Consider the following 23,574-nt stretch of genomic DNA (forward strand, 5'->3'; position numbering starts at 1 on the left):
TCCCCGAGACTAGCTCGGGGAGGATTTTGATCAAACCGCCCCGATCAGTTCGCGCCCGATGAGCATCCGCCTGATCTCGTTCGTCCCCGCGCCGATGTCGAGCAGCTTGGCGTCGCGCAGGAAGCGCTCGACCGGCCAGTCCTTGGTATAGCCGGCGCCGCCCAGCGCCTGCACGGCTTCGCCGGCGACGCGGAAGGCGTTCTCGGATGCTAGCAGGATCGCGCCCGCCGCGTCGAAGCGGGTGGTGCGGCCGGCGTCGCAGCTCTTGGCGACGGTATAGACATAGGCGCGCGCCGAATTGAGCGCGACATACATGTCCGCCACCTTGGCCTGCATCAGCTGGAAATGGCCGATCGGCTGGCCGAACTGCTTCCGCTCGCGCAGATAGGGGAGCACGACGTCCAGGCACGCCTGCATGATGCCGAGCTGGATGCCGGCGAGGACGGTGCGCTCATAATCGAGCCCCGACATCAGCACGCCGACGCCGCCGTTGAGCGGGCCCATCACATTCTCGTCGGGCACCTCGCAATCGTCGAACACAAGCTCGGCGGTGGGCGAGCCGCGCATGCCCATCTTGTCGATCTTCTGGCCGATCGAGAAGCCGGGCATGTCCTTCTCGATCAGGAAGGTGGTGATGCCGCGCGAGCCTTCGCCGGTCTTGGCGTAGACGACAAGCGTGTCGGCATAGGCCGCGTTGGTGATCCAGAATTTGGTGCCGTTGAGGCGATAGCCATTGGCGGTCTTCTCGGCGCGGAGCTTCATCGAGACGACGTCGGAGCCGGCGCCGGCTTCGGACATGGCGAGGCTGCCGACATGCTCGCCCGAGACGAGCTTGGGCAGATATTTCGCCTTCTGCTCGGGGGAGGCCCAGCGGCGGATCTGGTTGACGCAGAGATTGGAGTGCGCGCCGTAGCTGAGGCCGATCGAGGCAGACGCGCGGCTGACTTCCTCGCAAGCGATGACATGCTCGAGATAACCGAGGTTCAGCCCGCCATATTCCTCCTCGACGGTGATGCCGTGCAGGCCGAGCTCGCCCATCGCCGGCCATAGCTCGCGCGGGAACCAGTCCTCGGCGTCGATCTTCGCGGCGAGCGGCTCGATCTGCTCCTTGGCGAAACGCTGCGTCGTCTCGCGGATCATGTCGGCATTCTCGCCGAGGCCGAAATCCAAAGTGGGGTCCATAGCGCCTCTCCAAGCGTGTCAGTATTACTGTCCTATTACTGTCCTTTTCCCGCATTTCACCACGCGCGGCAAGGGGACTAGGCAGTGACGATCGATCCCTCGTGCACGGTCACCGGCCAGGGCTGTAGCCGCGCGCCGGTGCAGGGGCCGCCAACGCACAGGCCGTCCTCGATCCGGTAGAGCGCGCCGTGCCAGCTGCACTGGATGAGGTTGCCGTCGGGCGTGAGATACTCGTCAAGCTGTTGCGCGAGCGGCAGCGCCATGTGCGCGCAGCGATCGACATAGCCGTGGACCGTGTCGCCCTTGCGGACGACGAAGCCGTGAAAGCGGCCTGCGCGCATCTCGAGGACGAAGTTGCGGGCCTTGCCGTCGGGGATGAGGGTGAGGGGACCGAGGGTGACGTTGGGGGGAGTGGAGGTGAGGTGTTCCACTAGATCCTCCCCCAGCTTGCCGGGGGAGGGGGACCGCCGCCGAAGGCGGTGGTGGAGGGGCGGCGGTGGAACACCGCCGTCTGCGACGGCGGCCCCTCCACCATTCGCTGCGCGAATGGTCCCCCTCCCCGAGCAAGCTCGGGGAGGACCGTCACGGCAACTGCGCCTTGGGAAATCCGGCCCACGCCGCGTCGTAATCGGGCTGGGCGCGATCGAGCGCGAATTGCGTGGGCTTATACGGCCAGCAGGTCTCGACCATGAACGCCATCGTGCCCTCGATCTTGTGCGGCTTGAGATCGGCGTTGCTCGCGCCCTGCCAGCTCGCCACGTCGGGGCCGTGGCCGGACATGAGGTTGTGAAGCGAGAGGCCGCCGGGGGCGAAGCCCTCCGCCTTGGCGTCGTACGCGCCGTGGATCAGGCCCATCGCCTCGCTCATCACGTTGCGGTGGAACCAGGGTGGGCGGAACGTGTCCTCCGCCACCATCCAGCGCGGCGGGAAGATCACGAAATCGGCATTGGCGCGGCCGGGTACGTCGCTCGGCGAGGTCAGCACGGTGAAGATCGAGGGATCGGGATGGTCGAAGCTGACCGTGTTCATCGTGTTGAACCGAGCGAGATCATAGCGCCAGGGCGCCAGATTGCCGTGCCACGCAACGACGTCGAGCGGCGAATGGTCGAGCGTCGTCGACCACAGGCTGCCCAGGTATTTCTGGACGATCTCGCAGGGCTCGTCGCGATCCTCGAACCAGGCGGCGGGGGTTTCGAAATCGCGCGAATTGGCGAGGCCGTTGGCGCCGATCGGGCCGAGATCGGGCAGGCGAAACAGCGCGCCATGGTTCTCCGCGACATAGCCGCGGGCTTCGCCATCGGGGAGCAGCGCACGGAACTTCACGCCGCGGGGGACGAGCGCGACCTGGCCGGGAGCGATGTCGATACGACCGAGCTCGGTGAGGAGCGTCAGGCGGCCGGCCTGGGGAATGAACAGCAGCTCGCCATCGGCATCGACGAAGACCCGCGCGTCCATATCCTTGTTGGCGGCATACAGATGGACGGCAACGCCCTCCAGGTCTGCCGGATCGCGATTGGCGAGCATCGTCGTCATGCCGTCGATCAGATCGGTGGGCGTGGACGGGTCGGGGATCGGATCCCAGCGCAGGCGATTGGGCGGCAGAGGGGCGTCCACCGTGCCGGGGGCGAAGTTGCCGGCCCCCTGATAGCGCGTGAAGGGCGGATGCTCGGCCGTGGGGCGCAGGCGATAGAGCCAGGAGCGGCGATTCTCGTGGCGCGGCGCGGTGAAGGCGGTGCCCGAGAGCTGCTCGGCATAGAGGCCGAAGGCAGGCTTTTGCGGCGAGTTGCGGCCGACGGGCAGGGCGCCCGGGACCGCTTCGGTGGAGATGTGATTGCCGAAGCCGGGGAAATAGTCGGGCATGGACCGCTTCCTAATCCTTCTTCGCCTGTCGGAGAAGTTGGATGAGGAGGCGCGCATGTGCGTCGATCCCCCTCATCCTCCTGCGGTTCCCTCTCCCTTTTCGGAGAGAGGGAAAATTTGGGGCCAGGTTGGTCCCGGCTCTCCCCTCCAAACTAGTCAGGCGTCGACTTTAATCACGCCCCTGCGGATCTGGTCCAGCTCGATAGACTCGAACAGCGCCTGGAAATTGCCGTTGCCGAAGCCTTCATTGCCCTTGCGCTGGATGATCTCGAAGAAGATCGGGCCAAACATGTTTTCGGTAAAGATCTGGAGCAATATGCCTTCGTCGCCGACATTGCCGTCGATCAGGATGCGGTTACGGCGCAGGCGCTCGAGATCCTCGCCATGGCCGGGCACGCGCTTGTCGACGAGCTCGTAATAGGTCTCGATCGTGTCCTGCAGGCGGACGCCGCGGGCGCGCAGGCGCTCGACCGTGTCGAAGATGTCCGGCGTGGTCAAAGCGAGGTGCTGGATGCCCTCGCCATGATATTCGCGGATGAATTCCTCGATCTGGCTCTTGTCGTCCTGGCTCTCGTTGAGCGGGATGCGGATCGCCTTGTCGGGCGCGATCATCGCCTGGCTGAACAGGCCGGTCGCCTGGCCCTTGATGTCGAAATATTTCTGCTCCTCGAAGCCGAAGAGCGTCTTGTAGAATTCCGACCACACCCGCATCTGGCCGCGCCGGACATTGTGGGTGAGGTGATCGAGCAGGTCGAGGCCGACATTGTTCTTCGCCTCGGCTTCCTGCCAGCCGGGGATCTCGGCCCAGTCGGCGTAGAGGTCGATGCCGTCCTGGATGAAATAAAGGTACGAGCCGCCGATACCCTCGATAACGGTGTCGTCCTCGATCGTCCGCTTGGCGCCGTTTTCCAGCGCCCACTTCATGGCGGCTTCCGGATCGGCGACGCGGAACGCCATCGCGCTGGCCGAGGCGCCATGTTCGTTGCGGAACTGCGCGACGCGGCCATCGGCGTCGCGGTTGAGCATCAGGTTGATGCGGCCCTGCTTGTAGCGGGTGATGTTCTTGGTGAGGTGCCGGTGCGTCGGCACGAAGCCGAGCTGCTCGAACTGACGCGCCATCGCCAGCGGATCGGGCGAGGTGAATTCAACGAACTCGAAGCCGTTGAGGCCGAGGGGATTCGCGGGATCGATCATGGATGCGCGCTACTCCAGAGGGCAGTTAGTGTCAATTGATACTAGTTGCTCTCTGCCTCAAGAAATGCACTCATCGACCCGAACGGGAGGGGTTCAGAGGCCTTCGCCGCCCACCCAGTGCGCGTTGGAGAGGCGGCGGGCGACGTTCCAGGTCTGGGTGCGGATGTCGGGCACCGCAACGATCTCCCAGAAGGCGCCGCGAGTCATCGGGCCGAGCGCGTAGAGGTCGCGGTTGGGGCTGCCGTCGGCGGCGATGGTCTGGCCCTGATTGTCGACATCGATGCCGAGATGGCCGGCATCCGGACGGATCAGCCCGCGCGCGGCGAGGCGCTGGAGCAGCGGTTCCTCGGTACGCTCGAGGTCGCCGAGCGGGCCGGTGCAGTTGACGATGCGCTGGGCGAGGAGCGTCTCGGACGCGTCCTGGCCGCGGCGGCGGAATGCCACTTCGATGCCGTCTGCCTGTTCCTCGAAGCCCAGCGTCTTGCCGGCGATCACTTCGAGCTGGCCGCGATCGATGATCGCCTGGAGGCGGGCATGGACTTCGGGCGCGAGCCGGTGGCGGTGGACATCCCACCAGGGGCGCAGATGGCGGAGGAAGCGGGCGCGCTCGTCCTCGCTGGCATTGCCCCACATCGACTGGGTGAAGGGGCGGAGTTCATCGACGGCATTGCGCCAGCCGATGACGCTGCCGCGGCGGCGCACGGCATGGAGCAAGTCGGAGGCGGCTAGCGCGGGGCGTTCGACGATCTTCTGCCAGTTGGACCCGGCCGCGTGCGGGCGCGGGAGCAGGCCACGGCGGGAGAGCGCGACGATCTTGCCCCGGAAGCCGCGCGCATCGAGCAGCAGGACGACGTCGACCATCGTCAGCCCGGTGCCGATGACGAGCACGGTATCGTCGCCGGAGAGATTCTCGGGAACGCTGGGATCCCAGGGATCGCCCTTGTAGCGAGCGGGTGACAACAGGTCGGGATCGAGGCCGGGCGGCGTGTGCGGCGGCAGATTGCCGACCGCGAGCACGGCGGCATCGGCTTCGATCACGCGGTCCTTGAGCTGGACACGGACGCCGTCGCCAGCTTCGAGGTCGACGACTTCGCCGCGGACCAGGGTCAGTCGGCCGTTCGAGGTGCGCAGCGCGTTTTCGAGCAGCTCGCGCAGATATTCCCCGAAGGTGACGCGTGGGATGAAGGCGGTGGCGGCATCGGGCACGCCGCGCGCCTCCAGCCAGTGGACGAAATGGCCGGGATCGTCCGGAAAGGCGCTCATGTTGGCGGCGCGGACGTTGAGGACGTGACTCGGATGCGCGGCGCCATAAGCGAGGCCGGTGCCGGCCACGGGCGCGCGCTCGATCAGCGTGGCGCGGGGGCCGTCATGACGGAGCAGGTTGATCGCCTGCAACGTACCCGAAAAGCCCGCGCCGATAATGGCGACGTGATCGATCAGATTTCGTACTCGATCTGCCACTCGGGTTCCTGGAACGCCGGGCGAGTCTGGGCGAAAGCGGGCTGGCGCGCCTTCATCTGGGTGTAGAGCTGCTTGACGCGATCGCTGGCGGTGCGCGGGAAGATGGCGGGAATGAAGGCGTGGAGGATGCACGCGGCACCCCCGATCATCATCGTGAAGCCGAAGCGCGCCGCGGTCGCGGCATGCTCGCCATAGGTCTCGCCGACGCTGCGCGGGTGGGAGAGGAAGATACGGTCGATCATGCGCGCTGATTACGCCGGGAGCGGGCTCCTGTGAACCCTTTCAGGCTTTGCAGTTGCGCCCTGCTGTGGTTGGTTACCGATAACATGTAGAGGGAAGAGGGAATGGCCGTAGAGACGACCGTGGACGCGCTGCCGAAGCATCACCGCGCGACGCAAAGCGAGAAGCTGGTGATCGCCGCTTCCTCGCTGGGTACCGTGTTCGAATGGTACGATTTTTACCTCTATGGCCTGCTCGTCACCAACATCAGCGCGCACTTCCTGACCGGGCTCAACGACACGACCGGGTTCATCTTCGCGCTCGCGGTGTTCGCCGCCGGATTCGCGGTCCGGCCGTTCGGCGCGCTGGTGTTCGGGCGAATCGGCGATCTGGTGGGGCGCAAGAACACCTTCCTCGTCACCATGGGAATCATGGGCCTCTCGACCTTCTGCGTTGGCCTGCTGCCGGGATTCGACATGATCGGGCTCGCCGCACCGCTCATCCTGATCGCGCTCCGGCTGCTCCAGGGCCTCGCGCTGGGCGGTGAATATGGTGGTGCTGCGACCTATGTCGCCGAGCATGCACCCGAGGGGAAGCGCGGGCTCTATACGAGCTGGATCCAGACGACCGCGACCCTGGGGCTGTTCGCCGCGCTGCTGGTGGTGATCGGGACACGCGCGGCGCTGGGCGAGGCGGCCTTCGCCGACTGGGGCTGGCGCGTGCCGTTCCTCGTCTCGATCGCGCTGCTCGCCGTCTCGATGTGGATCCGCTTCCAGCTCGCCGAGAGCCCGGTGTTCCAGAAGATGAAGGACGAGGGGACGACGTCGAAGGCGCCGCTGACCGAGTCCTTCGCCAAATGGGGCAACCTCAAACTTGTGCTGGTCGCGTTGTTCGGCGCGGTGATGGGGCAGGCGGTGGTCTGGTATGCCGGGCAGTTCTATGCGCTGTTCTTCCTCGAGAAGACGCTGAAGGTCGACGGCGTCACCACCAACATGATGATCGCAGTCGCGCTGGTGATCGGGACCCCGTTCTTCGTGCTGTTCGGCTGGCTGAGCGACAAGATCGGACGCAAGCCGATCATCCTGACCGGCTGCGCGCTGGCGGCGATCACCTATTTCCCGCTGTTCGGGATGCTGACCGAGGCGGCCAATCCCGCGCTCGCCGCTGCGCAGCGCACCGCGCCGGTGCATCTGGTCCTGGACCCCGGGCATTGCTCGGTCCAGTTCGACCCGATCGGCCGGAACAAGTTCGATTCCAAGTCCTGCGACGTCGCCAGGGCGTATCTGGCCAAGTCGGGCGTACCCTATAGGATCACGCACTGGGCGAAAGATCCGGACGCGGGCGCGCCGCCGTCGCGGACCCAATTGCAGATCGGCAACCGGGTGGCGCTCGAGATGGACGACGGCACCCTGATCGATCCCGAGACGCGCAAGGCGGTGGTCGCCAGATACCAGGCCATGATGCACGCCGCGCTGGTCGAGGCGGGCTATCCTGCCCAGGCCGATCCGGCGCGCGTCAACAAGCCGCTGGTGATCGCGATCCTGACCGCGCTGATCCTGATGGTGACGATGGTCTATGGCCCGATCGCGGCGATGCTGGTCGAGCTCTTCCCCAGCCGCATCCGCTACACCTCGATGAGCCTGCCCTACCATATCGGCAATGGCTGGTTCGGCGGCTTCCTGCCCGCGACCGCCTTCGCGATGGTCGCGGCCACCGGGGATATCTATTACGGGCTCTGGTATCCCGTGGTGGTGGCCGCGGCGACGGTGCTGATCGGAGTGTTCCTGCTGCCGGAGACCTTCCGGCGGAGCATCGACGACTAACCGAGCTTGGCGATTGTGGCGGCCATCGCCGTCACGTCGACATCCTCACCTTCGGTCGCGACCGTTTCGGCGAGGTGCGCCTTCAGCAGGTCGAGCAGCGGCATGGGCTGGCCCAGTGTCGCCGCGGCCTCGCCGGCGAGGCGCATGTCCTTGAGGCCGAGCGGCGCGGCGAAGCCGGCGGGGCGGTGGCGCTGCTCGGCGATCGGTGGGCCGTAGATCTTGTGGATCGTGCCGTCGAACAGGGTGCCGGACAGGACCTCGAGCATCTGCGCACGCGCGACGCCGCCGCGCTCGGCCAGCGCCATCGCCTCGCCATAGGCCTCGACGGTCGACATGATCATGAAGTTGCCGGCGAGCTTGACGAGGTTGGCGGCGGAGGGCGCTTCGCCGACGCGGAACACGGTGCGGCCGATCACATCGAACAAGGGCTGCGCGGCATCGAGCGCATCGGGCGCGCCGGCGGCGACGATCCAGAGCTGGCCCGCCTCGGCGACGGCGGGGCGACCGAAGACGGGTGCGGAGACGAAGCGCTGGCCGCGATCGGCGTGGAGGCCGGCGATGCGCTCCGAGGCGGCGACCGAGATCGTGCTGTGCGAGATGTGGAGCGCGCCGACGGGCAGACCCGCGAGGATGCCTTCTTCGCCTTCGAGGACGCTCAACAGCGCGTCGTCATCGGCGAGCATGGTGAAGACTGCATCCGCACCTTCGGCTGCTTCGCGGGGCGTGGCGGCAAGCACGGCGCCTTGCGTGACCAACTCCTCGGCCTTTTGCGGCGAGCGGTTCCAGACGCGAAGTTCATGCCCCGCCTTGAGCAGGTTGGCGGCGATGCCGGCGCCCATCTGTCCGAGCCCCAGAAATCCTAGCCGCATATTGCTTCTCCGTCAGTGCTGCGCGAGCCCAGGTGGGCGGGACGCACGGACAGTTCAACGGGGCGTGGCGCGCGCTTCGACATAATGCGTATCGCGGAAGGTGAGGCGCAGCTGCTCGGGCCTGATCGCCGCCTGGACGATCACCGCAAACAAGAGCGTGGCGAGCCCGGCGAGCCCGACGCGTACCCTCATTTGACGGACTCGAGGAAGGCGCGGACGAGATTCACCGTCTCGGTCGGGTTCTCCTCCATGATCCAGTGGCCCGAATTATGGACGACCGCCTCCTGCACGTTGGTTGCGGCGGCGCGCATGATCACGGCCATGAACGGGCCGAACGACGTCTCGCCGCCGACCGCGAGCACGGGCATGGGAAGCCGCGCACCGGTGGCGAGCCAGGCACGATTGTCGATCACGTCCTGATCGAAGGCTCCGAATTGGGAGAAGCCCGAATGCATTGCGCCGGGCATCGCGTAGAGCGCGGCATAATGCTGGCGGTCGGCTTCGGGGAAGTGGGCGGGAACGGCCGAGAATTCGTTCCAGAAGCGATCGAGATAGATGCGCTCGCGGCCCGCCACGAGGCGCTCCATGTCCGGCCCGCCGAAGCGGAAGTGCCAGACCAACGGGTTCTTGAGGACTTCCTCCCACGGACCGACGCCCGGTATCGGCGCATCGATCAATGCGAAGGCGCGGACCTGCTCCGGATGCTGGGTGGCGAAGGCGAAGCCGACCATGTTGCCGATGTCGTGCGTGACCAGATCGATCCGGGTGACGTGCAGCGCGGCGAGCACGCCGGCGAGGTCGCCCGCCTGGGTCTTCTTGTCGAAGCCGCCCGCGGGCTTCGAGGAGAGGCCGAGGCCGCGCAGATCGGGGACGATGACGAAGTGATCGCGCGCCAGATCCCTGGCCATCGGGATCCACATGTCGCCGGTCTCGCCATAGCCGTGGAGCAGTACCACCGCCGGCCCCTTGCCTCCGCTGCGGACATGGATCGTCGCGCCGTTGGTGGCGATGTCCTGCGTCTTGAAGCCCGGAGGAAAATCGAAATTCTGGGAGAGGGCGGGCATCGTCGCGAACAGGGAGGCGAGAATTGCCGACAGGATCAGGCGCATTATGAACTCTCCCTCTGGTTTCCTCCGTCCTAAGCGCATCCCGCCGCGTGGCCATTATCCTAAGGTGTGACTGTAACAGACCATCGCTCCACACATGTTCGCTGCCATGGCGTTCGTCTATCAACCGTTCATGTGGGGAGGGGTAGCGCGCGCGATCGAGGAGCGAAACCGAGCGGACATGCGGGATCAATATTGTTTCCGACGCGCCTAGTGAGGACGAAGCGATGATTCGAAATGCCCAGGCGCCGCGCCGTCTAAGAATCCTGCCGCGGGGATGGAAGGGGCGGACGGCGCTGGTCGTTGCTTTCCTGGCCGGCGCGATCCTGATCCTCTATGCGGTCGCCGGCTTTTTCGACCGTGACCCCGTCCATCTGTTCGGCATGGAGGACGGCAGCAAGCCGGTCGCCGCCGTCTATTTCTCCGGCGACATGGGGCTGCGCTTCGGCATGGGCCCCTATGTCGCGGGTGCGCTGGCCAAGGCTGGCGTGCCGGTGCTGGGCGTGAGCTCGTCGACCGCCTTTGCGCGGCACCGCAGCCGCGAGGAAGTCGATGCGATCGTCGCCAACGCGATCCGCGACACGCTGATGCGCACCGGCGCGGAGAAGATCATCGTGCTCGGCCAGTCCTTCGGCGCCGACATGGTGCGGGTCGGCTTGGTGTCGCTGCCCGCGGACCTGCGCGCGCGGGTTGTCGCGGTCGTGCTCGTCGTGCCCGGCGAGACCGCCTATTTCCGGGCCGACCCCACGAACATCGCCTATACGGGCACGCCCGATGCCGACGCATCGAGTGCGCGCAAGCTCGACTGGGTGCCGCTCACCTGCATCTGGGGAAAAGCGGAGACGGACAGCTTGTGTCCCTTGCTGCTGAGCCCCAATGTGCGGCGGATTCCGCTCCCCGGCGGGCATTTCCTGCAGAACGACCATGACTTGCTCGTGCGAACGATCTTCGCTTCGCTCGGCACCTTGATTCCAGCCCCGATGGAGCCATCCCAATGAGAGCATTCGCCCTGCCGTTCCTGCTGATATGCGCCGCAACGGCCGCCTATGCCGCACCGCCGACGGTCGCGACGCCGATCGGCACCTGGCAAAATCCGAAGCGCACGATCGCGGTGCGCGTAGAGCAATGCGGCGGCGAGCTGTGCGGGAAGATCGTCTCCGCCACGCCCGAGGCGCTGGCGGACGCGCGCGACGCCGGCGTGACCAATCTGATCGGCACCGAATTGCTGCGCGACTATCGGCCGACGGGCCAGGGCCACTGGTCCGGCACGGTCTATGTGCCCGACATGGGCCGCAGCTTCTCTTCGCATATCGTCCAGCCCGCGCCGAACACGTTGCGCATCTCGGGCTGCCTGATCGCCGGGTTCCTATGCAAGTCTCAGGACTGGACACGGCTCTGACCGGTGCAGCCGCCCGTCCCGGCGGCCGCATCGCCGCCTTTGCCAAGCGCAACCGCCGTCTGCTGATCGGGCTGGCGATCCTGGCGGTCGCGCTGCTGGGATTCGAGGCACTGCGCACGATCCTGGCCGAAGTGCATCTGAAGGATGTACGCCACGCGCTGCATGCGATCGGCTTCGACCGGATCGCGATCGCGCTGGGGCTGACTGGGTGCAGCTATCTCGCGCTGACGCTGTACGACTGGTTTGCGGTGCGGACGATCGGCAAGCGGCTCAAATGGCGGACGGCGGCGCTCGCTTCGTTCACCAGCTATACGCTCAGCCACAATCTGGGGTTGTCGCTGTTCACCGGCGGTTCGGCGCGGTTGCGCGCCTATTCGGCGGCGGGGCTCGAATTCGCCGATGTCGCACGGATCACGCTGATCGCGTCGGGGACGTTCTGGGCGGGCATTTTCGCGGTCACCTCGGTCGCGCTGATGCTGGCGCACAGCCCGATCGACATCGGCGTATTCACGATCGGGCGGGCGGCCCAGCACGTGCTGGGTGCCCTGTTCGTCGCGGGGATCGGCCTAGTCATCACGCTCCGGGCGCGGGGTTTGCGCGAGTTGCGGGTCGGCAGCGCGACCATGCCGCTGCCGGGCGCGCGCACGATGCTGGCGCAGATCGCGGTGGCGGCGTTCGACCTCGCTTGTGCCTCGGGCGCGCTGTTCGTGCTGGTGCCGCATGCCGATCCGGCCTTGTTCGGCACCTTCTTCCTTGCCTATGCGCTGGCGGTGATCGTCGCGATGATCACCCATGTACCGGGCGGCGTCGGCGTGTTCGAGGCGACGATCCTGGCGCTGGTGCCGCTGGCGAACAGCGACCTGTTCGCGGCTTTGCTGCTCTACCGCGTCATCTACTATTTGCTGCCGCTCGGCGTGGCCGGCGGGATCATGGTCGGGCTCGAGGGGCATCGGCTGCGGCACCCGCTCGTGGCCGGACTTTCGGCGGCGCAGAGCGTGGGGCAGGCGCTGGCGCCCTCGCTGGCGGCCTTGCTCGTGTTCGGCGGGGGGATCGTGCTGCTCGTCTCGGGCGCGCTGCCCGGCGTGCATGGCCGCATGCTCTCGCTCGAGGAACTGCTGCCGCTGCCCTTTGTCGAGGGATCGCACTTCGTGGCGAGCCTGGTGGGGACGGCGCTGCTGCTGACCGCACCGGCGCTGCAGGCGCGCCTCCGGAGCGGGTTTCTGGCGGGGCGGGCACTGCTGCTCGCGGGCGCCTTGTTCTCGCTGCTCAAGGGCTTCGATTACGAAGAGGCGATCGTGCTGCTGACCGTCGCCGGGCTACTGCAATATAGCCGGCCGGCCTTTTACCGGACGACCGGGATCGGCGCCGCGCCGCTGGCGCGCTGGTGGTGGGCGGCGGCGCTGATCGCTCTGGCGCTGAGCATCTGGGCCGGTTTCTTCGCCTATAAGCACGTGCCCTATTCGGATGCCTTGTGGTGGGATTTCGCGTGGCGGGGCAATGCGCCGCGCTTCCTGCGCGCATCGCTGGGCGCGACGATGCTGGTGGGCGTATGGGCGTTCTGGCGGCTGATGTCGGCCTCGCCCTCCAACGCGCGCGGCGAGACGCTGCCCGAGGACGTGGCCGAGCGCGCGATCGCGGCATCCCCCCGGGCGGACGCGATGCTCGCCTTCACCGGCGACAAGGACTTTCTGGTCTCGACCTGCGGCGACGCCTTCCTGATGTATCGCGTGCAGGGGCGCACCTGGATCGTGATGGGCGATCCGGTGGGGCCGGCGGCGGCCTGGCCCGAGCTGATCTGGGAGCTGCGCCGCCGCTGCGATGCCGCACGCGGGCGATTGTGCCTGTTCCAGGTGAGCATCGACATGCTGCCGCTCGTCGTCGAGCTGGGGCTCCAGCCGATGAAATATGGCGAGGAGGCGGTGGTCGACCTGCGCGCCGGGTATGCGCTCGCGGGCGCAGCGTACAAGTCGCTACGGCATTCGGTGAACAAGGCTTTGGCCTCCGGGATCAGCTTCGAGGTTATCCCGGCGGAGCAGGTGCGCGACCATGCCGCCGAGCTCCAGCGCGTTTCCGACGCCTGGCTGGCGCGCAAGCCGGGAGCGGAGAAGGGATTCAGCCTGGGACGCTTTGATATTGATTATCTTTCGCGTTCGGATTGCGCGGTGCTGCGGCAGGACGGCGCGATCGTCGCCTTCGCCAATATCTGGGCGACGCCGAGCCGCGAGGAACTGTCGATCGACATGATGCGGCATCTCCCCGAGACGCCCAACGGCACGATGGACTTCCTGTTCGTGCGGCTGCTCCAGTACGGCGCCGAGCAGGGCTATGCGCGCTTCAACCTGGGGCTGGCGCCGCTGTCGGGGCTGATCGGCGGGCCGCTGGCGCCGATCTGGTCGCGGCTGGGCGCGGCGGTCTATGGCCATGGCGAGCGCCTCTACGGCTTTTCGGGCCTACGCGCGTTCAAGTCGAAATTCGGACCCACCTGGGTGCCGCGCTATATCGGCACCTCGCCGGGGCTCTCTGCGCCCCGCGCGCTGATCGATCTCGCCGTGCTGGTGGGCGGATGAGCATCTCCGCATTGATATAATCGATCCTCGATTTTCCTTCTTGTATATACAAATTGCGCGGCTAGGATGCTGCATGAGCGAAAAGATCGCCGTGTAACCGGGCCGTGCGGTTCTCCCGCAAGGCCCGGTGCCGCATCGGACAAGATCTTGCGCATGCGCAGGGGATCCACGGGCAAAGGGAGACAGAGCAAATGCGCAAGTTGAAGACTGGGGTCGCCATTCTCGCCATCGCCATGACCATGAGCGTCGGCATCGCCGTCGCGCAGGAAGTGCCGACGCCGAAAGCGGTGCTGGGCCATGATGTGGGCGAGGATCGCTATCTCGCGCGCTACGAGGAAGAGGTCGCCTATTTCCACAAGCTTGCCGCGTCGAGCGATCGCATCAAGATGTTCACTGCGGGCAAGACGACGCAGGGCAAGACCTTCGAATATGCGGTGATCTCGTCGCCCGAGAATGTCGCCAAGTTCGAGCATTACAAGGAAGTGTCGCGCCGCCTGGGCGATCCGCGCGGGCTGAGCGACGTAGAGGCCAAGGCGCTGGCCAAGGACAGCAAGATCATCGTCCATATCGACGGCGGCATGCACGCGTCCGAAGTGGCCGATCACCAGCTGCCGATCGCGCTCGCCTATAAATTGCTCTCCGCCAAGAACGACGCCGAGATCGACAAGATCCTGGACGACGTGATCCTGGTGCTGTGGCCGACGCTCAACCCGGACGGCCAGGACATGATCGTCGACTGGTACCGGAAATATCTCGGCACGCCCTATGAGACGAGCCGGATGCCGTGGCTGTACCAGGAGTATGTCGGGCACGACAACAACCGCGACGGCTATATGCTCAACATGATCGAGAGCCGCGCGGTGAACACGGCCGAGCAGGAATATTCGCCGGTCATCTGGTATTCGCAGCACCAGACCGCGCCGTTCCCCGCGCGCATCTGGATGCCGCCCTTCGCCGATCCGATCTCGTCGAACATCAGCCCGTACATGCGCATCTGGACCAATGCGATCGGCACCAACATGATGGCCCGCTTCCAGAAGGAGCAGAAGCCGGGCGCGATCGCGATGGCGCGGTTCGACAATTGGTATCCGGGTTTCCTCGATTACATCCATGTCTTCCGCAACACGATCTCGTTCTTCACCGAGACCGCGCACGACAGCGCCACGCCCAAGACGTACGACGTCAAGGACTTCCCGGACAACATGAAAGATCTGAAGGCGCAGATCTGGTATCCGGACCCCTGGAAGGGTGGTGAGTGGCACCTGAAGGATTCGGTCGACTATATGGTCACCGCGTCGATGTCGGTGCTCGAGACCGCGCAGAAATATCGCGAGACGCTGCTGTACAACCGCTACCAGGCGGGCCGCGATGCGATGAAGCTCTATTCGACCGAAGGGCCGTTCGCGTACGTCATTCCTTCGGGCCAGACCGACATGCCCGAGGCGGCGTCGCTCGCGCAGTTGATGATCAGCCATGGGCTCGACGTGCACCAGCTCAAGAGCCCGGCGACGATCGGCGGGACCAGCTATCCGGCGGGTTCGTTCGTGGTGCTGATGGCGCAGCCCTTTGCGGGGCTCGCCAAGGAGCTGTTCGAGCCGCAGAAATATCCCGACGCGATCCTGGACGGCGACGGCAAGCCTGTGGATCTGCCCTATGACGTGACCGGCTGGACGCTGCCGATGCAGATGGGCGTCAAGGTCGATGCGGTGAAGACGCCGCTCGATGCCGGGCTTGCCGATGCGCTGGTCAAGGTCGCCAAGGCCGATGCGCCGGCGGGCGGCGTGACCGGGCAGGGGGGCAGCTATGTGCTCAGCCGCAAGGTCAATGGCAGCTTCAAGGTGCTGAACGCCGTGCTCGCGGCCGGCGGCAAGGCGAGCTTCTCGACCGGATCGGACGATTCGATCGTGGTCTCGGGGATCGACCGCTCAAAGCTCGAGAAGATCGTCGCACCACTGGGCGTGACTGCTACCGCGGTCGGCCAGGCGCCGATGGGGACGAAGGTCACCAAGGCGCGCGTCGGGCTCTATCGCCCCTGGGGCTCGAACATCGACGAGGGCTGGACGCGCTGGATCTTCGAGCAATACGGCTTTGGCGCGAAGAGCGTCTACAACGCCGATGTGAAGGCGGGGCTTGCCGGCAAGTATGACACGATCGTGCTGCCGGACATCAGCGGTGGCCGCCAGGTGGCGGCGGCGACGACGGCGCCGGTATCGGGCGCGGCGCCGGTGCGGCGCGGTCCGGTGGGCTCGCTGGTCAACGGCTATGACGTGAAGGACGTGCCCGCGCCTTATGCCGGTGGCATCGGCGAGGATGGCGGCGCGGCGCTCAAGAAGTTCGTTTCGGACGGCGGTACGCTGATCGCGATGAACAACGCCTCGGACGCGGTGATCGACCTGTTCGACCTGCCGGTGACCAACATCCTGAAGGGTGTGAAGAGCGACGAGTTCTTCTGTTCTGGCGCGCTGCTCCAGCTCGTGCTCGATCCGGCCACGGCAGCGACGGCGGGAATGCCGGCGAATCCGATCGTGATGTTCGAGCGCAGCCCGGCCTTTACGCCCAAGGCCGGGTTCAACGGCAAGATCCTGGCGTCCTATGCGGCGAGCGGCAATCCGCTGCGCAGCGGCGTGCTGCTCCACCCGGAGAAGATCCAGGGCAAGGCCGCGGCGATGGAAGTGCCGTATGGCAAGGGCAAGATCTACCTCTACGGCTTCGAGCCGCAATGGCGCGGCCAGTCGCACGGCAACTACAAGCTGCTGTTCAACCTGATGTACGCGCATTGAGACGATGACGGGGGCGCCGTGAGGGCGCCCCCGAATTCGCACCACCGGGCCTTGAGATATTGGCGGTGTCGGGCCATCGCGGTGCGATGACCGCGACGATTGATCCCTTCCATGCCATCGCCATCAGCCGCCTCGCGCATCGCATGGCGGCGGCGGGCGAGCCGGTGATCCACATGGAGTTCGGCCAGCCTTCGACCGGGGCCCCGCCGGCAGCGATCGCCCGCGCGCATCATGTGCTCGATTCCGACGGGATGGGTTATTGGGAGAGCCCGGCGCTCAAGGAGCGCATCGCCCGCCACTATCACGAAAGCTACGGCGTACAGGTCGATCCCGAGCAGGTGATCCTGTTGTGCGGCGCGTCTCCGGCCTTCGTGTTGGCCTTGTCCTGCGCCTTCGCGCCGGGTGCACGGGTGGCGCTCGCCCGGCCCGGCTATGTCGCCTATCGCAACACGCTGAAGGCGCTGCACATGGTGCCGATCGAGATCGGCTGCGGCGAGGCGGAACGCTTCCAGCTAACCGCCGATGCCGTCGCGGCGATCGAACTCGCGCCCGATGGGCTGATCGTGGCGAGCCCGGCCAATCCTACCGGCACGATCATCGAGGATGCCGAGCTGGCGGCGATCGCGGCGGTATGCCGGCGGCGCGGTATCCGCATCATCTCCGACGAGATCTATCACGGGCTGTCCTATGTCGCGCCAGCACGCTCGATGCTGCAGGAGGATCCCGCGGCATTCGTGATCAACAGCTTCTCCAAATATTACAGCATGGCGGGCTGGCGACTGGGCTGGGTGGTCGTTCCGCCCGACCAGATCGATGCGGCCCGGGCGCGCATGGGTGCCCTGTTCCTGACGCCGCCTAGCCTGGCGCAGCACGCCGGGCTAATCGCGTTCGATGAAAGGGAAGTGCTGGAAGGCCATCTCGCCACCTATCGCCGCAATCGCGCGATATTACTCGAGGCGCTGCCAAGGATGGGATTGCGGCGGATCGCGCCGCCCGACGGCGCCTTCTACATCTATGCCGATATCGGGCATCTGACGAACGACAGCTTCGGCTTTTGCATGAAGCTGTTGGAGGAAACCGCCGTCGCGACCGCGCCCGGGATCGATTTCGATCCCGTCGACGGCCATCGCTTCATCCGCCTCAGCTTCGCCGTGTCGACGGACCGTATCGAAGCGGCATGCGAACGCCTCTTCCCCTGGTTCGAACGGATCTCGCTCGCTGGCTAGGCCAAAGGGTCGCGTCAGCTCGTCGGGCACAGCGTGATCGAGAGGATGCGGGCTGGGGCGATGGGGGCGAGCGTCACCGTGTCGCCCGGCGAGAGCCACAGCGCATCGAGCACGCCAAGCGTCAGTGCGTCGGTAGTGACGCCGTCATCCAGGGCAATGAGCACATGCTCCGCCGCTTCCGCCGCGATGTCGACGGGTTCGGCCAGTTCCAGCGATTGCAGCGAATGGGTGTAAACGGCGCGGCGCGTCATGACGTTGAGCACCGTCGCCGGACTCCGGGCGCTGGCCTCGACGGCGTCACGGCCATCGAAGGTCACCGGATCGGAGCCCTCGGCGAGTTCCGCCTTCCAGTTCGGGCCGACCAGCGTGATCGGGCCGCCCGAGAGCAGCAATTGCGTGCGGGTAACGCCCAGAAAGGTCGAAAAGGGACCGTCGCGATCGACCCGCGCCAGGCTGATCCGCCAATCGAAACCATCGAGGAACGCACCCACCGGCCAGGCGGCGACCCCGGTCGTCATTCCGCCCCCATTCCGCCATGGCACTGCAGTACGTGAACCGGCGCGGAGCAGACGCATCAGCCGAGGATACCGGGCAAATCGAGGCCTTTCTCTCGCGCGCAGTCGATGGCGATCTCATAGCCGGCATCGGCATGGCGCATCACGCCGGTGGCGGGATCATTCCATAGCACACGCCCGACGCGCCGCGCAGCATCTTCGCTGCCATCGCACACTACGACCATGCCCGAATGCTGCGAGAAGCCCATGCCGACGCCGCCACCGTGATGCAGCGACACCCAGGTCGCGCCGCTCGCGGTGTTGAGCAAAGCGTTGAGCAAAGGCCAGTCGGAGACGGCGTCCGAGCCGTCGCGCATGCTCTCGGTCTCGCGATTGGGCGAGGCGACCGAACCGCTGTCGAGATGGTCGCGGCCGATGACGATCGGGGCCTTGAGTTCGCCTTTGGCCACCATCTCGTTGAAGGCGAGGCCCAGCCGGTCGCGGTCGCCCAGGCCGACCCAGCAGATGCGCGCGGGCAGGCCCTGGAAGTGGATGCGCTCGCGCGCCATGTCGAGCCAGTTGTGGAGATGCTTGTTGTCCGGCAGCAGCTCCTTAACCTTGGCGTCGGTCTTGTAGATGTCCTCCGGATCGCCCGACAGCGCGACCCAGCGGAACGGGCCGACGCCGCGGCAGAAGAGCGGGCGGATATAGGCGGGGACGAAGCCGGGAAAATCGAACGCGTCGGTGACGCCTTCCTCGAACGCCATCTGGCGGATGTTGTTGCCGTAATCGACGACGGGGATGCCCAGCTTGTGGAAGTCGAGCATCGCGCGGACATGTACCGCCATCGACGCGCGCGCGGCCTTGTCGACCGCTTCGGGTTCGCTGGCGCGCATCCGGTCCCACTGATCGAGCGACCAACCGAGCGGGAGATAGCCGTTGCGCGGATCGTGCGCGGAAGTCTGGTCGGTCACCGCGTCAGGGCGGATGCCGCGGCGGACCATCTCGGGATAGATGTCGGCGGCATTACCGAGCAGGCCGACCGAGACCGGCTTGCCGGCGGCATGTGCTTCCTCGACGATCGCCAGCGCCTCCTCGATCGTCGCCGCCTGGCGATCGAGATAACCGGTCTTGAGCCGCATCTCGATCCGCGAGGGCTGGCATTCGACCGCGATGCACGAGGCGCCGGCCATGACCGCCGCGAGCGGCTGCGCGCCGCCCATGCCGCCGAGGCCTGCGGTGAGGATCCAGCGACCCATCAGGCTGCCGCCGAAATGCTGGCGGCCCATTTCGACAAAGGTCTCGTAGGTGCCCTGAACGATGCCCTGCGAGCCGATATAGATCCAGCTGCCGGCGGTCATCTGGCCGTACATCATGAGCCCCTTGCGATCGAGCTCGTTGAAATGCTCCCAGTTCGCCCAGTGCGGCACGAGGTTCGAGTTGGCGAGCAGCACGCGCGGCGCGTCGGCATGGGTGCGGAAGACGCCGACCGGCTTGCCCGACTGGATCAGCAGCGTCTGGTCGCTTTCGAGGCGGCGGAGGGCGGCGACGATCGCGTCATAGCTCTCCCAGTCGCGGGCGGCGCGGCCGATGCCGCCATAGACGATCAGTTCCTCGGGCTTCTCCGCAACCTCGGGATCGAGATTGTTCATCAGCATGCGCAGTGGCGCCTCGGTGAGCCAGCTCTTCGCACTGATCTCGGTGCCTCGCGGTGCTCGGATGATACGGCTGTTGTCGAGGCGAGTGGTCATGCGGTCTTTCTCTTGTGCGGATGCCCAGTCGCGGGCGGCGGTGAGGATCTTGGTGAGGTGCGCGACCAGCGGCGCGGCGCGCTGGCGATCGAACGAAGTTGGCCAGTTGAACTCGGTGGTCTCGTCCGGCTCGTCGATATAGCCGCGGCAGGCCAGCTCCATCTGGATCGCGTGCACGCCGTCCTGCGGCTGGCCGTAATGGCGGGTGGTATAGCCACCGCGGAAGCGGCCGTTGACGACCAGCGACAGGCCGGAGGCGGCGCATTGGCGCTCGACTGCTGCTTCCAGCTCGGCGTCGCAGGTGGCGCCGTTGTTGGTGCCGATGTTGAACTGCGGCAGCTCGCCTTCGAACAGGCGCGGCACATTGCTCCGGATCGAATGGCAATCGTAGAGCACGACGCGGCCATGCTTCGCGCGCAGGCGATCGAGTTCGGCCTGCAGCGCGGCATGATAGGGATCGAACCAGTGCGCGGTGCGATCGGCGATCTCGGCTTCGTCCGGTTCCTGCCCGCGCAGATAGAGTGGCTCGCCGTCGAAGGTGGTGGTGGGGCAGAGCTCGGTGGTCGCCTGACCCGGATAGAGCGAGGCGCCGCTGGGATCGCGGTTCACATCGATCACGCTGCGCGAGATGCGGGTGCGGACGATCGTCGCGTCGAGCGCTTCGGCGAAGTCGTAGAGCCGGTCGATCCACCAGTCGGCGTCCTTGCGCGCCAGCCAGGGCGAGACGAAGCGATCGGCAAGCGCGTGCGGAATGTCCGTGCCGGTATGCGGCATGCCGAGCACCAGCGGCGCATCGCCGCGGCGAACGACGAGCCAGTCGTCAGACATGGAGCACCGAGGGGATTGCCACCCCGTTGGCGGTCACGATCTCGCCGAGACGGCCCGAGCGGACGATCGCGCCGGCGGCGGCGATGTCGGGGTGGAAATAGCGGTCCTCGACCAGCCCGGGCACCAATGCACGGATCTCGCGGTGCACCGCCTGGGCGGCGGGGCTGCCGGCGAGCGGCGCATGGAAGTCCCAGCCCTGGGCGCCGGCGAGCAGCTCGATCGCAATGACGTTGCCGGTGTTCTCGGCCATGGCCATCAAGCGGCGCGCTCCATGCGCGGCCATCGAGACATGGTCTTCCTGATTGGCCGATGTCGGGATCGAATCGACGCTGGCCGGATAGGCGCGCTGCTTGTTCTCGGAGACCAAGGCGGCGGCGGTGACTTGCGGGATCATGAAGCCCGAGTTGAGGCCGGGGCGCGGCGTGAGGAACGCGGGCAGGCCGGAGAGCGCGGGATCGACCAGCATCGCCAGCCGGCGCTCGGACAGCGAGCCGATCTCGCATAAAGCCATCGCGATCATGTCGGCGGCAAAGGCGACGGGCTCGGCGTGGAAATTGCCGCCGGACAGGACCTCGCCATCCTCCGCCATGACGAGCGGGTTGTCCGAGACGCTGTTCGCCTCGATTGCGAGCGTAGTCGCGGCCTGGCGGAGCAGATCGAGAGCCGCGCCCATCACCTGGGGCTGGCAGCGCAGGCAGTACGGGTCCTGCACGCGCTTGTCGTCCTCGCGGTGCGAGGCGCGGATCGCGGAATCCTGCATCATCGCGAGCAGCATCGCGGCGACCTCGGCCTGGCCGCGGTGCCCGCGCAGCGCGTGGATGCGCGGGTCGAAGGGCGTGTCGGAGCCCTTGGCCGCCTCGGTCGACAGCGCGCCAGTGGTGAGCGCGGCGGCGAACAAATTCTCGGCCTCGAACAGGCCGGCAAGCGCATAGGCCGTGGAGAATTGGGTGCCGTTGAGAAGGGCGAGGCCTTCCTTCGCACCGAGCGTGAGTGGTGTCAGGCCGGCCTCGTTCAACACTTCGGCGGCTGGGCGGGCCCCGGAGCCAGCGTCAATCTCGCCGACACCGATCATCGCGGCGGTCATGTGCGCGAGGGGGGCGAGATCGCCCGAGGCACCCACCGAGCCCTGCGCGGGGACGACCGGCAGCAGGCCACGCTCCAGCATCGCGCCGAGCAGGTCGAGCGTTTCGAGCCGTACGCCAGACGCGCCGCGGCCCAGGCTGGCGAGCTTCAACGCCATCATCAGGCGCAGCACATTGCGCGGCATCGGATCGCCCACGCCCGCGGCGTGCGAGATCACCAGGTTGCGCTGGAGCGTCTCCAGATCGGCGGGCGCGATACGGATGCTGGCGAGCAGGCCGAAGCCGGTATTGACGCCGTAGACCGCCTTGTCCTGCGCGGCGATGCGCGCGACGACATCCGCGCTTCGCTGAACGGCTGCGCGGCAGGACGGACTCAGCGTGGCGGAAGCGCCGCGATAGATGGCGTGCCAGTCCGCGAGCGGGACCGCGCCGGGTTCGAGTGTTATCGTCATGCCTGGCCTCCCCAGATGCGCGCATGCAGGGGATTGAACCCCATGCGATAGACCAGCTCCGCCGGCTCCTCGACGTCCCAGATCGCGAGGTCGCAAGCCTTGCCCGCCTCGAGCGTGCCGATTTCGCCGAGCAACCCGAGCGCGCGGGCGGCCTCTCGGGTCATGCCGGCGATGCATTCGTCGACGGTCAGGCGGAAGAGGGTCGCGGCCATGTTCATCGCGAGCAGCGGCGAGGTGAGCGGCGAGGTACCGGGGTTGCAATCGGTGGCGATCGCGATCGGGACGCCTGCCTTGCGCAGCAAATCCACCGGCGGGTGCAGATGCTCGCGGGTGAAATAGAAGGCGCCGGGCAGCAGCACCGCGACCGTGCCCGCTTCGGCCATCGCGGCGACGCCGGCTTCGTTGAGATGCTCGAGATGATCGGCGGACAGCGCGCCGAACTCGGCGGCGAGCGCGGCGCCGTTAAGGTTGGAGAGCTGTTCGGCGTGGAGCTTCACGTCCAGGCCATTCGCCTTGGCCGCCTCGAAGACGCGCCGGACCTGGGCGGGCGTGAAGCCGATGCCTTCGCAGAACGCATCGACCGCATCGGCGAGCCCGGCCGCGGCGATGCCGGGGATCATCCGGGCGCAGACCAGGTCGATATAGGCCTCGGGATTGCCCTTGAACTCGCTGGGCAGCGCGTGCGCACCGAGAAAGGTCGTGGCGATGCGGACAGAACGCAGCGTCGGCAGCGTGCGCGCGGCCGAGAGCATCTTGATCTCGTCGACCTCGGACAGGCCATAGCCCGACTTGATCTCGACCGTCGTCACGCCTTCGCCCAGCATCGTGTCGAGCCGGGGCAGGGCGGCCTCGATCAGTTCGTCGCGGCTGGCGGCGCGGGTGGCGGTCATGGTCGAGACGATGCCGCCGCCGGCGCGGGCGATCTCCTCATAGCTGGCGCCGGCGAGGCGCAGCTCGAATTCGCGCGCGCGGTTGCCGGCATAGACCAAGTGGGTGTGGCAATCGACCAGCCCCGGCGTGACCCAGCGGCCCTCCAGATCCCATTCGGCCTCGGCATCGAAAGCGGGGGCATCGGCGCGCGACCCGGCATAAAGTATGCGGTCGCCGGAGCAGGCGATCACGCCGTCCTCGATCGTTCCGAGCCCGGGCAGATCGGCGCGCAGCGTAGCGAGTCTGGCGTTGCTCCAGAGACGTTCGACCTGCACGCATGACCCCCAAGAACCTGATATCCCTGCTCTAGGATATCGGGCGAAAATGTCTATACATTTATTGTTCGATATC

The 23,574-nt window shown here is 66.6% G+C and carries 19 protein-coding genes and 1 pseudogene; 6 read left to right on the forward strand and 14 right to left on the reverse strand.

What is annotated here, in order from left to right; genetic code table 11:
• Positions 1-30: 30 nt before the first annotated feature.
• The 6 genes from IAG41_RS02795 to IAG41_RS02820 all read right to left on the reverse strand — a co-directional run bounded on the left by IAG41_RS02795 (position 31) and on the right by IAG41_RS02820 (position 5,939).
• Positions 31-1,182 (reverse strand): isovaleryl-CoA dehydrogenase, encoded by a 1,152-nt coding sequence (locus IAG41_RS02795; protein WP_187727044.1) that lies wholly within the window; start codon positions 1,180-1,182, stop codon positions 31-33.
• A gap of 77 nt (positions 1,183-1,259) precedes the next feature.
• Positions 1,260-1,613 carry a Rieske (2Fe-2S) protein gene (locus tag IAG41_RS02800; RefSeq protein ID WP_316251070.1) on the reverse strand — a complete coding sequence of 118 codons (354 nt, stop codon included), beginning with the start codon at positions 1,611-1,613 and terminating at the stop codon, positions 1,260-1,262.
• Between the two features lie 151 nt (positions 1,614-1,764).
• Positions 1,765-3,042 (reverse strand): homogentisate 1,2-dioxygenase, encoded by a 1,278-nt coding sequence (hmgA, locus tag IAG41_RS02805; RefSeq protein ID WP_187727045.1) that lies wholly within the window; start codon positions 3,040-3,042, stop codon positions 1,765-1,767.
• Between the two features lie 156 nt (positions 3,043-3,198).
• On the reverse strand, positions 3,199-4,236 hold the full coding sequence (gene hppD, locus IAG41_RS02810) for a 4-hydroxyphenylpyruvate dioxygenase (protein WP_187727046.1): 1,038 nt from the start codon (positions 4,234-4,236) through the stop codon (positions 3,199-3,201).
• A 93-nt stretch (positions 4,237-4,329) separates the two neighbouring features.
• Complete coding sequence (locus tag IAG41_RS02815) at positions 4,330-5,676, reverse strand: FAD/NAD(P)-binding protein (protein ID WP_187727844.1); 1,347 nt, start codon at positions 5,674-5,676, stop codon at positions 4,330-4,332.
• Positions 5,673-5,939 (reverse strand): DUF6356 family protein, encoded by a 267-nt coding sequence (locus IAG41_RS02820; RefSeq protein ID WP_187727047.1) that lies wholly within the window; start codon positions 5,937-5,939, stop codon positions 5,673-5,675. Before IAG41_RS02820 ends, IAG41_RS02815 begins: the two co-directional genes overlap by 4 nt.
• 102 nt (positions 5,940-6,041) lie before the next feature.
• Here IAG41_RS02820 and IAG41_RS02825 point away from each other — a divergent pair, with 102 nt between their 5' ends.
• The gene (locus tag IAG41_RS02825; protein WP_187727048.1) at positions 6,042-7,739 is read left to right on the forward strand and encodes an MFS transporter; all 1,698 of its coding nucleotides are present in this window, start codon (positions 6,042-6,044) and stop codon (positions 7,737-7,739) included.
• On the opposite strand, the gene IAG41_RS02830 is transcribed toward IAG41_RS02825, so the two are convergent.
• The 3 genes from IAG41_RS02830 to IAG41_RS02840 are packed head-to-tail and all read right to left on the reverse strand — an operon-like array spanning position 7,736 to position 9,717.
• Complete coding sequence (locus IAG41_RS02830; RefSeq protein ID WP_187727049.1) at positions 7,736-8,608, reverse strand: NAD(P)-dependent oxidoreductase; 873 nt, start codon at positions 8,606-8,608, stop codon at positions 7,736-7,738. The genes IAG41_RS02825 and IAG41_RS02830 overlap by 4 nt on opposite strands.
• A 54-nt stretch (positions 8,609-8,662) precedes the next feature.
• Positions 8,663-8,800 (reverse strand): hypothetical protein, encoded by a 138-nt coding sequence (locus IAG41_RS02835; RefSeq protein ID WP_187727050.1) that lies wholly within the window; start codon positions 8,798-8,800, stop codon positions 8,663-8,665.
• Positions 8,797-9,717 (reverse strand): alpha/beta fold hydrolase, encoded by a 921-nt coding sequence (locus IAG41_RS02840; protein WP_187727051.1) that lies wholly within the window; start codon positions 9,715-9,717, stop codon positions 8,797-8,799. Before IAG41_RS02840 ends, IAG41_RS02835 begins: the two co-directional genes overlap by 4 nt.
• A 224-nt stretch (positions 9,718-9,941) precedes the next feature.
• Here IAG41_RS02840 and IAG41_RS02845 point away from each other — a divergent pair, with 224 nt between their 5' ends.
• The 5 genes from IAG41_RS02845 to IAG41_RS02865 all read left to right on the forward strand — a co-directional run bounded on the left by IAG41_RS02845 (position 9,942) and on the right by IAG41_RS02865 (position 17,686).
• Complete coding sequence (locus tag IAG41_RS02845; RefSeq protein WP_187727052.1) at positions 9,942-10,712, forward strand: AcvB/VirJ family lysyl-phosphatidylglycerol hydrolase; 771 nt, start codon at positions 9,942-9,944, stop codon at positions 10,710-10,712.
• Positions 10,709-11,113 (forward strand): DUF2147 domain-containing protein, encoded by a 405-nt coding sequence (locus tag IAG41_RS02850; RefSeq protein ID WP_187727053.1) that lies wholly within the window; start codon positions 10,709-10,711, stop codon positions 11,111-11,113. Before IAG41_RS02845 ends, IAG41_RS02850 begins: the two co-directional genes overlap by 4 nt.
• Positions 11,083-13,680, forward strand: a complete 2,598-nt coding sequence (gene mprF / locus IAG41_RS02855; protein ID WP_187727054.1) for a bifunctional lysylphosphatidylglycerol flippase/synthetase MprF — start codon at positions 11,083-11,085, stop codon at positions 13,678-13,680. Before IAG41_RS02850 ends, mprF begins: the two co-directional genes overlap by 31 nt.
• Before the next feature lie 191 nt (positions 13,681-13,871).
• Complete coding sequence (locus IAG41_RS02860; RefSeq protein ID WP_187727055.1) at positions 13,872-16,460, forward strand: M14 metallopeptidase family protein; 2,589 nt, start codon at positions 13,872-13,874, stop codon at positions 16,458-16,460.
• Positions 16,461-16,546: 86 nt separating this feature from the next.
• On the forward strand, positions 16,547-17,686 hold the full coding sequence (locus tag IAG41_RS02865) for a pyridoxal phosphate-dependent aminotransferase (RefSeq protein WP_187727845.1): 1,140 nt from the start codon (positions 16,547-16,549) through the stop codon (positions 17,684-17,686).
• 14 nt (positions 17,687-17,700) lie between these two features.
• Here IAG41_RS02865 and IAG41_RS02870 read toward each other — a convergent pair whose 3' ends face one another.
• From IAG41_RS02870 to hutI, 5 genes and pseudogenes are all read right to left on the reverse strand, one after another.
• A complete protein-coding gene (locus IAG41_RS02870; RefSeq protein WP_262408428.1) occupies positions 17,701-18,261 on the reverse strand; it encodes a HutD family protein in 561 nt (186 codons plus the stop codon).
• Entirely contained in the window at positions 18,261-19,931 is a 1,671-nt protein-coding gene (gene hutU, locus IAG41_RS02875; protein WP_222950533.1) for a urocanate hydratase, read from the reverse strand. Before hutU ends, IAG41_RS02870 begins: the two co-directional genes overlap by 1 nt.
• 21 nt (positions 19,932-19,952) lie before the next feature.
• A pseudogene (gene hutG, locus IAG41_RS22910) lies at positions 19,953-20,759 on the reverse strand (N-formylglutamate deformylase); the annotation flags it as partial.
• Positions 20,752-22,293, reverse strand: coding sequence for a histidine ammonia-lyase (hutH, locus tag IAG41_RS02880; RefSeq protein WP_187727058.1), 1,542 nt, complete (start codon positions 22,291-22,293; stop codon positions 20,752-20,754). The gene hutH and the pseudogene hutG, both read right to left, overlap by 8 nt.
• Complete coding sequence (gene hutI / locus IAG41_RS02885) at positions 22,290-23,498, reverse strand: imidazolonepropionase (RefSeq protein WP_187727059.1); 1,209 nt, start codon at positions 23,496-23,498, stop codon at positions 22,290-22,292. The genes hutH and hutI overlap by 4 nt, the downstream gene beginning before the upstream one ends.
• Between the last annotated feature and the right edge of the window lie 76 nt (positions 23,499-23,574).

It is taken from the genome of Sphingomonas sp. JC676, from assembly GCF_014489075.1.
GTDB lineage: Bacteria > Pseudomonadota > Alphaproteobacteria > Sphingomonadales > Sphingomonadaceae > Sphingomonas.

Excerpts from the sequence above, each read along its gene's own strand:
- IAG41_RS02820 (WP_187727047.1), bottom strand. The coding sequence starts at position 5,939 with ATGATCGACCGTATCTTCCTCTCCCACCCGCGCAGCGTCGGCGAGACC.
- hppD (WP_187727046.1), bottom strand. The coding sequence starts at position 4,236 with ATGATCGATCCCGCGAATCCCCTCGGCCTCAACGGCTTCGAGTTCGTT.
- hmgA (WP_187727045.1), bottom strand. The coding sequence starts at position 3,042 with ATGCCCGACTATTTCCCCGGCTTCGGCAATCACATCTCCACCGAAGCG.
- IAG41_RS02795 (WP_187727044.1), bottom strand. The coding sequence starts at position 1,182 with ATGGACCCCACTTTGGATTTCGGCCTCGGCGAGAATGCCGACATGATC.
- IAG41_RS02830 (WP_187727049.1), bottom strand. The coding sequence starts at position 8,608 with ATGCGGCTAGGATTTCTGGGGCTCGGACAGATGGGCGCCGGCATCGCC.
- IAG41_RS02840 (WP_187727051.1), bottom strand. The coding sequence starts at position 9,717 with ATGCGCCTGATCCTGTCGGCAATTCTCGCCTCCCTGTTCGCGACGATG.
- IAG41_RS02825 (WP_187727048.1), top strand. The coding sequence starts at position 6,042 with ATGGCCGTAGAGACGACCGTGGACGCGCTGCCGAAGCATCACCGCGCG.
- IAG41_RS02865 (WP_187727845.1), top strand. The coding sequence starts at position 16,547 with ATGACCGCGACGATTGATCCCTTCCATGCCATCGCCATCAGCCGCCTC.
- IAG41_RS02860 (WP_187727055.1), top strand. The coding sequence starts at position 13,872 with ATGCGCAAGTTGAAGACTGGGGTCGCCATTCTCGCCATCGCCATGACC.
- IAG41_RS02870 (WP_262408428.1), bottom strand. The coding sequence starts at position 18,261 with ATGCGTCTGCTCCGCGCCGGTTCACGTACTGCAGTGCCATGGCGGAAT.
- hutU (WP_222950533.1), bottom strand. The coding sequence starts at position 19,931 with ATGACCACTCGCCTCGACAACAGCCGTATCATCCGAGCACCGCGAGGC.
- IAG41_RS02835 (WP_187727050.1), bottom strand. The coding sequence starts at position 8,800 with ATGAGGGTACGCGTCGGGCTCGCCGGGCTCGCCACGCTCTTGTTTGCG.
- IAG41_RS02845 (WP_187727052.1), top strand. The coding sequence starts at position 9,942 with ATGATTCGAAATGCCCAGGCGCCGCGCCGTCTAAGAATCCTGCCGCGG.
- mprF (WP_187727054.1), top strand. The coding sequence starts at position 11,083 with ATGCAAGTCTCAGGACTGGACACGGCTCTGACCGGTGCAGCCGCCCGT.
- IAG41_RS02850 (WP_187727053.1), top strand. The coding sequence starts at position 10,709 with ATGAGAGCATTCGCCCTGCCGTTCCTGCTGATATGCGCCGCAACGGCC.
- hutH (WP_187727058.1), bottom strand. The coding sequence starts at position 22,293 with ATGACGATAACACTCGAACCCGGCGCGGTCCCGCTCGCGGACTGGCAC.